Consider the following 14,305-nt stretch of genomic DNA (forward strand, 5'->3'; position numbering starts at 1 on the left):
TGGCCGTGGGTGGGTTTCAGTTTTACTGGGTAGTTTCGCGCGCAGGCTGTGGGTCTAGAAGTCTTTCTTCGGAGAACTTTTATGCCACCTGATCTTCGCGCGCCCTCCGGCTCCCATTCTTCAGCTTCCGGGGCTCTGTTGGCGACAACCATCATGTCGCAATTGAATCCGTCTGGAAGCGAAACAATCAATGCCATTGTTGCGCAGGCGGGCTCGATCCTGGCGCTTGCGCGGGAGCACCCTGAGCGCTGGGTTGCACAGGGCCTGCGCATCGGGCAGGCGCGGGAACTGCATGAACGCGCGGTCAGCACGGCGATATGGATGGCGCGGCAGTACCGCGAACGCGAGCTTCGAGGCGCGGATCGCCTGACCTATGATGTGCGTCGTGGTTTTGCCTCGCTCACGGATGGGCCGCGTTATGACATGGAGTTTGACGAAGACTGGTCGAACATGGCCCGTCCGAATGCCATTGAGGCAAGAACCTCGCCCGTGGCCTATCTGGTCAGTCTTTACAAAAAGGCACTCTCCCTGGAGGGCGCCGGAGACGAGGGGAACCGGTTTCGTCTGCAGGTTCGGCGGCCGGATATGGCCGCCGAACTGATTGATTCCGCGGCAATGACGCAGGAATGTTCGGTGTTGTCGCTGTCGACGAAGATTTTGGAGGCGTCGCTTCTCGACGCCGGGCGGCTATCGGATCCCGACACCGCTGAGGCGGACAGTGTCCTTGCCAGAGCGCGTTATCCGCTGAGCATGCCGTACGAGCATTGGGTTGAGCAGCTTCAAGTGATCCTGTCGCTTTTTGACTCGTCTGTTTCAGCGTTTGGCGAGCTGGCGCGGGCAACCGATCCGGAGTTTCATTATTTTGCCTTTCCAGGCATGCAGACAGATCGCGGCGACGACACCTTCCTTCTGAGTCTGCCAATCGGACCGGCGCGCCGGGAACTGCTTCTGGAGGCGATTTTCAACGGCGCCCGGCCAGGAAACGAAGAAGAGATGGCGAGCTTCTACTGGACGACCTATCGAGTCTATTCCCGGGCGGCTCTGGAAGACAGCGCGGAATTCTGCACGCGCGCCGGGATAACGCGGGACGCGCTGCCCGGGTTGTTTGCCGTCAGCGAAGACGCGCCGGTTTTGTCCGCGCATGTGTCCGCGGCGGCGGTTTCCCTGCAGGAGCCCGGCCCCCATGAGTTTGGCGCGGTTTATATCAATGGTGCGCGGAGCCCCGCCATTGACCTGGTGGTCATGCATGACCCGCACACCTTCCAACAGGCCAGGGACACCGAAGCCGTCCCGGTCGATCCACCCGTTCAACTGGCGAATCTGACGGATGAACGCGCGGATCGGATCCACCGGCTGATCCGCCTCAGCCACTGGCTGGGGAGCTCTTTTCGAGAGATGGATCAACTGATTGTCGCCGCCCATCGCGCCGAGAAAAAAAGCGGGGCGCCACAAATCACGCGCAATACGCTGAAAGCCCTTGGGGTTTTTTGCGAACTGCGCCTGCGTTATGGGGTGACCGCGGAGGACTTTGCCGCCTGGCTCGACAAGGTATCGATTTTTGGCGCTGGAGAGGAGGTCGCCCAATATGACCGCATTTTTGTCAACCATGGGCTTTTGGGGAGCCCCCTGCTTCTGGACAATTCGCCATTTAGCGCACGGATCGAAGACAACACCGATGAACACGGGCGGGAAACCGTCCAGGCGATCTGTGCCAGCCTTGGCCTGGATACGTCCGAGTTCACCTATCTGGCGCGTGTTGTCGCCAATAGCTATGACCCGCCGGAACTCAGGCGCAACCTGGAGATCCTGTCCTCCTTTTATCGCATTGTCAGCATCGCCCGCTATCTGGAAGTTACCCCCACGGTCCTGATCGGGCTGGTGCAGACGCTCGGCCAATCGGGGCCGATTGTGAAACAGATGGCTGGCGTCCCTTCGGTCGATGCGTTGCCCACGCTGGGTGAAATGGACTTTTCCGCGGCGTTGATGGCGGTGGTCGATTGCGTGCGCTGGTGCCGGGACAAAGGCATCGATCTGGCGTGGTTTGTGCGGGCCATGCGTTCAAACACCACAGTGCCCGTGGCCAGTGACAGTGAACGGCAATTGGTCGCCAGCTTGCATACGATGCTGGGCGGTCTTCGCATCACCAATGAAGTCCTGGAGCAGGCAGGTGTTCCCGCCGCCTTGAATGTCAGGGCGACGAGGCTCGGCATTGATTGGGTGGCCGCGCTCACGGACGTTATCGATGCCCAGGGCATCGTGCTTGACGGCGTCTCGGGCTCGGACACGGATTACGCGGTGAGTGTCCGCAACATCGTGGCCGATGTGGTGGAGAGGATCGCCCGGGGCGAGGAGCCCATCTCCATGAACGACCAGGGTGAGGCGGACACGCTTAAAAATACGGTGGTGGAATCCGTGACCGCGGTCATTCTGCGGATGCGGGCTTCGCAGCGGGCGCTGGTCGAGGAGCATCTGGCCACCTACCTGGCGATTTCGCCGGATCTTGTCCTGCCTCTTATCGAATGGGCCGATCAGAGCGTCTACGCCATTTTGCGTTGGGTCTGGGAGACGGAAGGCGTGGTGACCCCCGCCGAGTCGTTGCGCTCGATGGCCTTGCAGTTATTGAGTCCCTCCGATCCGGTTGCGCGGCGTTTTCGCGCCGCGGCCCAGTATCGGAACGCGTTCATCGAGGACGGCGACGGCGACTTTGAAGACTGGAGCAATGTCGACGTCATGCTCCAGAAGCTCGGGAGCCTGTACCGCCTGGCCGATGTGGTTCGCCAGTTCGAGCTGGATGGCGAAATGCTCAGCCGGCATGCGGCCAGCAAGCGGCAACTGGAAGGCTGGCCCGACGCCCCCGATCCATTCGGATTTGCCCCAGGCCTGGATGCAACCGGCGCGATTGCGCTTACCACGCTGTATCACCTGCAAACCTATCGCGATATCACGTCGCGAATGGAAGCGACCCCAGCGGCATTGATGGACTATTTGTCCCTGGTCAACGATCCCCAGGCCTTCGATCCCGATCTGGTTGCCGAGAGCGAGGATTATGCCCGCCTGATGCAGGATGCGGCCGCCGTCAAGGTTGCGGAGATGTTGGGCGTCAGCGCCCGCGAGGTGCTTGAGGCCGCGCGCTTCATTGCCCCGACGGGGGTGATTACGCAACTGAGCCAATTCAATGGTTTTATCCGGATGCTGGAAATGGCCCGCACCAGCGAGCTCAGTATTCTGGCGCTGCATGAACTGGGCGGATTGCCGGTGTCCGCCAATACGGAGGACTATCGCAACGCCGTGCAATATGCCCTCGGCAGCCTCTATGCCGGTCGACTGCAACTGGGCGGTTCCGGCAATGCCCCCGAGGTCGGCCAGGCGACCACGAGCGAGGCTTCGGTCGACCGGACGCGCCTGGTCGCCAACGCGCTGAGCGACGTCCCGGAAAAGGCGCAGGCGGTGTATCGCTTGCTGGTGCGGGACTTGAGCGGCAAAGCGCTGGTCAATATCCGCGTGCGTTGGTCGCTGACAGGCCCCGGTGCCCTGGATGCGGATATCTCGCACACGGATGCGGACGGTGTGGTCGAAGTCACGCTGGTCTCGAGTGCCGAGATGGGCATTGCAACGGTGTTTGCCACCATCGGCCTCGACCAGCGGATTGCCATGCCCGCGGTGACCATCGACTGCGACGAGGAAACGCTGGACCTGCGTCAGCCGAAACCGGATGAGGACGTTGCACCCAAACTGGCCGGTCGTCGTGAGTCTTTCGAATTGTCCGTCATCTTGCGCGACGGTTATGGGAACTGGGGGCGTAACCGGCGTGTGCGCTGGAGCGTGATCGAGGGGCCAGGTCAGTTCAGGAAGGATACGACGATTGCCGATGAAAACGGGGTCGCCCGTGCCGAGCTGTACAGCAACGAGGTGGGGGTCACGAAGGTCCGGGCAACTCTGGGCGCCGGTCTGGAGCTTGAAGGGTTTGCAACGTTTTGCTTCATCGACGCGCCCTTTATCGATAAAAGCCTCTACAGGCTGCGCTTCCAGGGGCCGAATGTCGTGGGGCAGGACGTCAGCATCGCCTGCCGCGTTCTCTCCCTGAGCGGAGCGGGCAAACCGGAAGAACACATCGACTGGAGCGTGCAATTCGCCGATGGGTCGACGTATGAATCTGACGAGCCGGTTGCTTCTGATCCTGACGGATACGCAGTGCTCGAGTTGCCTTCGTCGGTGGTGAAGGAAGGGGCCATGACGGTCCGCGCGACCCTGTTGCCTTCACAGGACGGGGACGACAGAACGGAGTTCTTCGAACAAGTCATGATCATTCTTCCCGTGCCGAGGCTTGCCGCGGCGTCGCCGGCCAATGTGTCGGTGATTGCACAGGCCGGTGAGGTGGTACATATGCGGGTCCGGGTGGAAGCCGAGGTCAGGGGCGGTACCGAGACGGTGTTGCAGGGGGTTGGCGAATACCCCGTGCAATGGACCATGGACGGCGCCGGGGGCGGGAAAGAGACGCGAACCGATTCCGAAGGCACAGCGGTTTTTGCCGTGCCGATTGATGGGGCTGGAGAATATACCTTGTCGGCCACGCTGAATGCCCTCGCGGGGCAGGCAGTGACGTTCACGGTGAATGTCCTGGCAGAGCCGCATTGGGCGTTCTTCTTGACGCTGATCGATCAGCCGGAGAGCGAAGACGAGCAGGATTCGCTGACGTTCAGCGTAGGCAAGCGCTACACATTGACCCTTGAGGACAGGTCCGCCCCCAGTGATATGACAGGACGCGAGATTGCCCTGACCTGGAGTGGCGTCAATCCGGTCGGCCAGGGGCTGGTGGCCAATCCGAGTTTCCTGCAGATGCGTCGGCTGCCCGAGGGCGGACGCTTGAGCTGGCAAATCGATTGCCGGCAGCTGCCGGATCCCAGGGCGGTGTTTTCGATCGGCGCAACACTGCAAGGCACCCCCTACAGCCAGATCTTGCGAACGAAAATCCAAGAGGCATGGTCATGACCGATCTTACGACGAAACTCGAAGCCTTGAGCAAGCAGCGCCAGGAAGCGCTCCTTGAATGTTATCTGGGTACCGTGGCGGCCCGGGACGGCGATACCAACGTGTTGGCGGCCGCCGCTGATCTGGATGCGTATCACCTGTTCGACCACCATGTCGGCACGGCACCGAAAACCTCCCCCGTGGGCGAGATGATCGCCAGCCTGCAGCGCTATATCCACGGCATCTACTCCGGCGACGAGCCGGGTTTCAGCCAGCCTTTCGATGAGCGGGAAGTCGACACCTGGCGCCGGTGGGAAAGCCGTTATGCGATCTGGGCCGGCGCGGAAAAACTGCAAAGCTATCCGGAGAACTATATCGATCCGCAATTGCGCATCGTCAAATCACGGTTCTATGAACAGTTGGAGGGGGACCTGGCGCAAGGGCGCCTCAACACCGAGCGTGCACAATCGTCCGTTCTCGCCTACCTGGAGAGATTCGAGGACGTCGCCGATATCGATGTGCTCAACGGTTATATCGATGGGCCTTTTGTCATATCTGATTCAACGGTTTACCGGGCGGATTATTACTTTCTCGGGCGCAAGCGTGCCGACAATAAATATTACTGGCGCAAGGTCGCGATCGTTCTCGGCCAGGAGCAAACCCGCGTTCCTCCCAGTGCCTGGAGCGAATGGGAGCCTATCGAGGCCGGGATTGGTGATGCTTCGAGCGTGCGCCTGACCTTCTTTGGCAACCGGCTTTATGTCTTCTGGGTGAGCAGGTCGTCCCTCAATGAAATCGGCGAGAGTGAGGGGCTCAACTGGGACCTGTTCGATATTCGCTTTTCCTATCGCGGGTTGAGCGGCACTTGGGCGCCGTCCTTGACCGTTGACACGGTCATGCTCGAGCGCGAAAGCACGCCACCCGGCAAGCGCCACCGACGTGCACGTGCCGATGAAGGCCAGAGCGCTCTTCTGGCTATCACCAGCGACAGCGGGCTTACCAAAGAAGCGAAACAGATGGTGCTCGGCATTATCCTGTCGACCGCAGGTGGCGAGCGCACGACATGCTATTACGCGTGGGATGAGTTGTTGAACCGCATCGGACTTGTAGAAAAAGAGCAGCGCCATATTGACCGCTTACTCGCCCAGTATTCGCAGGGGGCGCCTGATCAAGGCCCATCCTACCTTCAGCGACGCTTGCCGCAGCTGGGGGAAGAGGGGGATTACAAGGAATGGCCAGTGGAATCCATCCGAGTCAAAGGCAGCGCGCATCCGTCCCTGCTCACAGACTATCTGCGCCTTCGGGCAATGAATATCGCCGGAAAAAGCCTGTCCGTCACAGTCGATAGCGCGCAGAAACTGCATGAGAAATGGCTATCTCAGGCCGTGGTGCGCGTTCAACCCAATGACACGCAAACACAATCTACCTTTTTCGATATCGATATGGTGTTCCGTGAGTCGTCTTCTGGCCGCCCCTACTACGACGTGAAACTTGATTTCTCGTCGTGGCGTGGTTATGCGCTCCCCGTGCGGATCGAGTTAGTGAACGAGCAGGGGGCGGTGGGGCACCACGTGAATTTTGTGGGGGGCCCTCCCAGGTTTGGCACATCTTTTCCGGCAGTGGACAGGGAGGGGGTTTATAGCGATACATTCTTGCACATGGCGAATATGTCGGATGACGCTTACTACACCTTTGGAACCTGGCTGAAGGTTACGAGTGGCGGTAGTTCCGGCTTTAAAATAAATGAATCCTTCACCCGGCGTGGCACCCAATGGGCAAATCCAGTGGCCATGCCGATCTGGGTAGGGGAAGACAAGACGCCCGCCGGTGAGCTGCCGCTCTTTCGATTCAATGGCGCGGCGTCGCATTTGAAAATACTCCCCTTGGCGAGCGTTTCCCAAATCATTGCCGTCGGGTTGGGGGAATACACAGACGATACCTGGAGCCAGGGCTATCAAGAATACGAGGTCAGGTTGAAGGCCCCGTCGCTCGACGGGCCGAGGATCGCCAGGGGACCCGAAAGCGTTCAAGGCCAGGCCGGTCAGTTTCTCGATTTTGGTCTTGAGTTCGGCGCGGACAAAACCGTCGACGCCATCCGCCTGAACACCACGTTCGGTCGCGAATTGGTGGAGCGGGCGGCGCTCTCCATCGACAGTTTGCTCTCCTGGGACAGCCAGCACACCGAAGAGCCGCCGCGGCCAGGGTCCAATGAACCGGAGTTTCTTGATTTCCACGGGGCGAACGGGCGCTATTTCTGGGAAATATTCTTCCACCTTCCGCACCTGATAGCGGTGCGCCTGCGTCGCGAAATGAGCTACGAGGATGCGCTCGGCTGGCTGCACCATCTGTTCGATCCATCCGCCAGGATCAATCCGGGACGCATCGAAACCACCGCCTACTGGCGCTCGCGCCCGTTGCTGATGGAGGGCGATCCAAGCTTCGAAGTGGCATCGCCCGCCGATCCGGATGCCATCGCCTACAGCAACCCGATCCACTATCGCAAACGGATTTTTCGTGACTATGTCGAAACCCTGATCGAATGGGGGGATTGGCTCTACAGGCAACTCACGCGCGACAGTCTGACCGAAGCCAAAATGCTCTATCTGAGGGCTGCGCGGATGATGGGACCGGCCCCTGATGTGCGCGGAGCGTCCAACTGGACACCCAAAACACTCAGTGAGCTGGAGGGCGCCCGAAACCTCGAGTGTTTCGATGCGCTCGCCCAATCGCTGTCGGTCGATACGCTGATCAATCTGCCGCTGACATCCGGCCATGCACTGTGGGCGCCCATGCTGGACCACCCGGACTTTCGGCCGGAAATCAACCGGGACCTGCTGGATGTCTGGGACACGCTGCAAGCCCGTCTGCACAACCTGCGGCATCACCTGACGATCGACGGCAAGCCCATCGACCTGCCGCTTTACGACACGCCCATCAACCCCAAAGACCTGATGCGCGCCCAGGCCGGTGGTGGAGGCTTCAACCTGCGAGATATCCTGACGCCGCCGATCGTTCCGCCTTACCGCTTCATGGCCATCTTGCCCCGCGCGCAGCAGGCGGTACAGACCCTGTGCCGGTTTGGCGATCAACTCCGGCAATACATGGAGCAGGCGGATCGCTGCGACCAGGAAACCCTGCAACAGGAACATCTGATCGAGATGGGGGACTTCAGTCGCGAACTGCAAGACGAAATGTTGAAGTATGCCAAGGCCATGCTCAAGGCCCTCGAGGCCTCCCGAGCTGCGATCGAAGTGCGAGAAAAGTATTTCGAGGGGGTGAGCTTCAGGGATCTCAACAAGGAAGAAATCGAGGCGGCCAAGAGTCTGAAACAGGCAAAAACGAATACCTTACTCGCCGGACTCGTCAGCGCTGTGGGACATGGGGCGGATTCTGTTCCCAATATCATCGGGATGGCTACGGGGGGGATGAAGTTCAGTGGTGTGTTTCAGGCGCCTGCGACAATGCTGGGCGCATACAGTCAGACAGAATCGATCTGGAGCACCCTGCACGACCGCTACGGTTCGCAACAGCGCATGCGTGATGAATGGAACTTCCAACACAAGGCGGCGCTCGCTGAGCGGGCCGCGCTGGACAAGCAACTGGAAGCCCAGAAAATCCAGATCCAGGCATCGGTGGTCTCGCTCAACCAGCAGGTCCGCAGCATCGAGCAAGCCAGGGAGATGTACGCCTTTCTCACCCAGACCCGCACGTCCCGGGCTTCGCTCTACCGCTGGATGCAAAGCAAGATGGCAACGCTTTATTTCCAGACCTACGATGCGGTGACCGCCCTGTGTTTGTCGGTGCAGGCCTGCTGGCAATATGAAATCGGTGATTATGAAACCCATTTTATCCTGCCGGGCGCATGGGTCGACAGCCATCACGGCTTCACGGCCGGTGACACGCTGACGCTTGGGCTGTTGCGCATGGAGTCGGCCTTTGTCCATCGCTATGAACGGCGCCTGACGATCAGGAAGATGGTCTCGCTGCGCGACTATTTCGCGGAGGAAGAGTGGTCAGATAAACTGCTGCTGCTCGAGAGCACCGGGAAACTGGACTTCAATCTCGATAGTCGGTTTTACGACAGCGACTATCCCGGCCACTACCTGCGTCAGATCCGGCGTATATCGGTCACGCTGCCGGCGTTGCTCGGCCCCTATGAAATGGCCAGCATGACGCTGACGCAAATCTCCAGCAAGCTCTTGATCAAACCCGATCTCGGCGGCGCTCGTCACCTCTACGATCCCCAGCATCCCGATGCCGATACCACCCATGTGCGCTATAACCTGCGCGCTCAGCCGCAAATCGCGGTTTCCGACGGACTCGACGATGACGGCATCGGCTCCCGTTTTTCCTTCGACGAAGAGCGCTACGCGTCCTTTGAACGAACCGGCGCGATCTCCTCGTGGCAGATCTCCATTCCACGGACTCGCCCTGGCACGCAAGAGCGGCTTCTAGCGTCGCTGACCGACATTATCGTCCAAGTGGAATACACCGCCCTCGATGGCGGCAGAGATTTTTCCGAAAAAATCGAAGCGCTTTTAAATGAGACGGGGTTTCGCCGGTAGGACGCAGCGCACACAAGGCCTCGTTCAAGACTGGCACGCAGTCGCCCGGACTGACGCAAACACAACCTGTTGGGGAGTGTGGACATGAACCTGCAAAAACGGATCAACCGGAACCTGTTGGGCACGGCAGCCGACCTGCCCACGAGCACCTGGCCTCCCGAATGGAAGAGACGCACGGGAGCAGGTTTCAGCGGTGCCGATCTCATCTATGTGTCAAGCAACGACACCCAGCGCCGGTATGTCTACCTCTATGGTGAAGCGGAAGCCGCGATCGAATTCGATCTGCCCATCGACCTGCGCCTGACGGGGGAGCCCGGCTATCAAGTCAGGTTTTTGTATCAGCCGACGCAGCAGGCGAGCGAAAACCCAAGAGTGGTGGCGTATTTCAACGCCGGGACGCATTTCTGGACGCGTGAGTTGCAGACGAGCAGCGTGAACGCGGCAGCGGAGCCGCCACGCGATTGGCTGATCTGCGATGACAAAATTGTTCTGAACGACGCAAACACCCAGCCAAAGGCTGCCCTGGCCCTTCAGTCCGGACTGTTCGATCCATCCGCCGCTGCCGATGCAACGACCGAGCCCGGGCGTGATCAGCTTATCGCGCAAGAGCCGAACTGGCCGGCCGGCCCGGGGGAGTTGCATTTTTCCGGCAAGGCGCTGGGGACGGATGTCGCTCCCGAGATGGCCGACGGTGTGTCGGTGTTCGTGCATCTCAAGCCGCTGGCGTTGAGCACGAATGAACCCATGCCCGAATTTGATGGGGTTGGCGCCCGTTATTGGGTGGAAAAGGACGGTCGTGCCTATATGCCGATCTGTCGGGGGGGAGGGGCGCACGCTCTCACCCTGCCGGTGGCCGAAGAGTGCGGATGGGCCGGTGCCGGGATTTATACCGGCACCAGCGCCTATGCCTCCTTTACCGATCAGAACGAGGCCGGGCAGGCCGGGCTGCAAGTGGTGCCGACAGACCCCGACGCGGATGACGAGGCCCAACATATCGCCAAAGCCTGGGACATTCGCAACGATGCCGATGAGGATGACCTCGGGGTCAACGGCAAGACGGCAACCCTGTGCTTCGAAAGTGTCTACCATGCCGCTCCCTATGAAGCGTTGGCCTGCATCGTCGGGCCCTACAAGCTCGACATCACCGACCAGCGGCAGCCCGACTATTGGCCAAGCGTCGAGGAAAGGGAAACCATCGATCTTCAGGTGAAGGTTCATTACACCGTCTCCGGCAAGCCGGAACCCGGCGCTGCCGTCGAATGGCGCCACGGCAGCGACCTTCTGGAAACCGAGTTCACTGGGGAGGGTGGGTGGGCACTCTTCAGTTATCAGCCAACTGCCGATGCCACGGTCATCGCAGTTGTCGACAGCCCTTACAAGCCTGAAGCTGACACGCAAGACTTTGTTGTCAAAACCATCCCGACCCGCCTATGGGCGCAGTTCGAACTCAGCGTCGATGGAACGGAAATTTCACCCGAAGAGAGTTGGCGGATCCTGCCCGGCCAGTCCTACCAACTGACCCTCGAACCACGCGCCGACAGCGTGCTGATCGGTCAGGATCTGGCGCTCACCGTCGATCCTGCGCAAAGGCTTCAGATCGAGCCGACGGGTGATCGACCCCTGACCGCCAGCGGCCTCACCTGGAGCATCACGACTGCGGAGGTCAGTGGCGACTTTGCCCTGCGCTTCGACTGTATTCGCTTCAAACAACCGCCGATATTGAATGGCACCACCAACAGGTTGCCGGCCTTGACCATTGACGAGGCATCCGGCGGCCAGCTCGAGCCGCTGGCGGCGGTAGACACGCTGACGGCGCTGGTGCCGCAATATGACGGCATGCTGGCTAGCGACAGGATCAGCGTCACCTGGACCGGGGCGGCCGGCAGCCCGGCGGAGGGTTCGGTTACCACGTCACCGGTTGAGGTGGGAACGGTAGGGGAGAAGACGATCCCGTTGCCGGTGTCGCTGATTGCCTACAGTCTGGGCCAGTCGGTGACGGTCAGCTACACCGTGATTCGCGACGGCGAGCCGCTGCCGGCCTCGGACGACCTAACGCTGGCTGTCGGCGCCTTGCCGCAGAGCGCGTTGGAGCCGAGCCGCCCACGTATCCTCGAGGCCGCGCAGGACGGCAATGGTGCCGAACTGGACGTGGGCAGCTTGTCGGGCGACGCCATGGTGCGTGTTGATAGCTGGCCGCTCATTGCACACGGCCAACGCACATGGCTGCACGTGGAGGGTACGAATATCGATGATTCAGCTTACGAAAAAGATCTTTGGAGAGGGTCAGGTAACTGGGTAAGCGTGGAATGGTATAACCGAGGATACGGTGAAAAAGAAATTCCCTACGACGATCTGCGGGGGTTACGGGACGGCAGCACATTGACGCTGGTGTTCAAGGCCTCCTTCAACCAGAGCACCGAGGTAGGTCAGGCCACCACGTTTCCGTCGCGCACCTATACCGTCAAGTCCATCGAACTGATTCGCCCGACCCTCGACAGCGTTAAAGACGCCAGCGACGAAGAGGTCTCGGAGGGCGGACTCACCCTCAGCACCACGTTGAAACTGTCGGGTCACGCCAGCCTGGGGCAAACCGTCGAGATTTACGACGGAAGTGGAAGCACTGCGGTTTCCAAGGGCCAGGCGATAGCCGATGTAAACACAGGCAGATGGACAAAAGAGATAACCGTCGAGATCCATGCATGCCGTCTGTATGCCAAAGCGCTCTATCCTGCCGATTCGATCTACTCAACCGTTCGCAATTTAACCGTGGTTCCCGTCGTGGAGCCGACTCTCGACAGCGTCAAAGACGCCGACGAAGTTGAAATTCCGGACCGCGGCACGACAGTCAGTCTCACCTTGAAGCTCTCGGGTCACGCCAGCAAGGGGCAAAAAGTCGAGATTTACGACGGGAGTGGAGCCGGTGCAGTTCTCAAGGGCGAGGCGACAGCCAATGCAACCACGGGCATCTGGACAAAAGATATAACGGTCGACGTCGGTGATCGCCGTCTGTATGCCAAGGCGATCTATCCTGTCAGTCCGGTCTTCTCCAACGTACGCCTTTTAAACGTGTTCGATGTCCGGAACCTGTCCACCCCTCGCGTCAAGCAGGCCATCGGCACCGCGCCCAACTTCCAACAGTTGAATCCGGTGGCGGCCAAGGATGCCCTGACCGTGGTGATTCCGGATTACGGCATCCTGCCCGGCGATGAGGTCAGGGTGACCTGGGCGGGAACCGCCGGCGCCGGGTCACACACCACACCTCTGCAAGTGCTGCCTAGCAGCCGGGAGATACCTGTCCCGGTCGAGGTGATCGTCTACAACCTGGGTGGGCCTGTAACAGTCACCTATACGGTGACCCGTGGTGGCCGCGAATTATCACCGTCGGCCCCACTCAATGTGGCGGTACTGCCCTTTGCTCAGAGTGATCTGTTGGGCGCCAAGCCGAAGCTTCTGCAAGCCGCCGATGAGGGGGAAGGCACTGAACTGAATCTGAGTACTATCAGTGCCAACGCGACCTGCCGGGTCGGCATCTGGCCGTTTATCGCCCCGGATCAGGATGTGTGGCTGCGCCTCAAGGGTACCAAGGCCGACGGGACCGTCCCCTATGACCTGAACATCTGGGCACCGCCCCCACGGGGCCCAAGGGTCAATCCTACTTGGATCTCCCAAGAATTCTATGAGGTCCCGGCCGCCTATAGCTACCTGAAGGAACTGATGCATGGCAGCACCCTGACAATGGAGTTCAAGGTCGACTTCAGTAAAAGCACCAACGAAGCCCATGCCCAGACCTTCCCTCTACGCACCTATACTGTCCGCGCAATGGATCTGACCGCTCCCAGCCTCAAGCAAGGCTCTGGCTACTCACCCTACCAGGCCCTGCGTCCGGCGGATGGCAAGGATAATCTGACCGTGGTGATTCCGGACTACGGTATCCAACCCGGGGATCGGGTCAGCGTGACCTGGGCCGGCACCGCCGGGGCCGGGTCTCATACCACCCCGGAGCAGACGCTGCCTACCACTCGGGAGATCCCTATCCCGGTGTCGGTCATCGCTTTCAATCTGAACAAGCATGTGTTTATCACCTACACGGTGACGCGCGGTGTCACGACCTCGCTGCCATCGGATTGGGACAGGATCGTCGTCATGGCGATGAATTCGGGCGACCTGCCCAAACCAAGGATCGTGCAGGCCCAGGACCAAACACTGGTTCTGAGCAGCTTCACGGGCAATGCGCAGGTAACCTTGGCGCCGTGGCCGTTGATCGCACAGGGCCAATTGGTCACGGCGTTTTTCGACGCCGTCTGGTTGGTGGATGCTCTCAGGACCGAGATATATAGCGGGGCCGTGACCCCCTCGCAAGTCACCGCTGGCCTGTCCATGGAAATCCCGCGCCGAGATCTGGAAGCGGTGCCCATAGGCGCGTTAGTGAAAGTCGAGGTGGCCTTGGTGTTTGACCCGTCTGAGCCAAGCAGCGAGGCGGTGAGTCCAGGGCCTTTTCATCTACTAAAGGCATAATAACGAGAGCGAATATAAAACAGTTGCCAGTGTCAACGATCAGGTGAGGCACTGGCAACGAGCAACTGAACCCGGTCGCGGCCAAGGGGCTCAAAACCACGATCCCGAAAAACTATCTGAGGCACCCGAAGAGCGGCGGCGAGCTGAATAGTGTGTTTAGTCCTTGACTGCTTATCTGTAAAATAGATAACAGTTAGAGAGATTACCCGTTATATGGATATTCGATCCGGTTCTATGATGGCTGCAACCTCACCCGA

At 60.0% G+C, this 14,305-nt stretch carries 3 protein-coding genes; all 3 read left to right on the forward strand.

What is annotated here, in order from left to right:
- The first annotated feature begins 153 nt into the window (after positions 1–153).
- The 3 genes from M5B42_RS29400 to M5B42_RS29410 all read left to right on the forward strand — a co-directional run bounded on the left by M5B42_RS29400 (position 154) and on the right by M5B42_RS29410 (position 14,048).
- Entirely contained in the window at positions 154–4,989 is a 4,836-nt protein-coding gene (locus M5B42_RS29400) for a Tc toxin subunit A (RefSeq protein ID WP_248747785.1), read from the forward strand.
- On the forward strand, positions 4,986–9,533 hold the full coding sequence (locus M5B42_RS29405) for a neuraminidase-like domain-containing protein (protein ID WP_248747786.1): 4,548 nt from the start codon (positions 4,986–4,988) through the stop codon (positions 9,531–9,533). The genes M5B42_RS29400 and M5B42_RS29405 overlap by 4 nt, the downstream gene beginning before the upstream one ends.
- Positions 9,534–9,617: 84 nt before the next feature.
- Positions 9,618–14,048, forward strand: coding sequence for a hypothetical protein (locus tag M5B42_RS29410; protein ID WP_248747787.1), 4,431 nt, complete (start codon positions 9,618–9,620; stop codon positions 14,046–14,048).
- Positions 14,049–14,305: the final 257 nt, after the last annotated feature.

The sequence above is a fragment of the Pseudomonas sp. MWU12-2037 genome (genome assembly GCF_023242345.1).
GTDB lineage: Bacteria > Pseudomonadota > Gammaproteobacteria > Pseudomonadales > Pseudomonadaceae > Aquipseudomonas > Aquipseudomonas gingeri_D.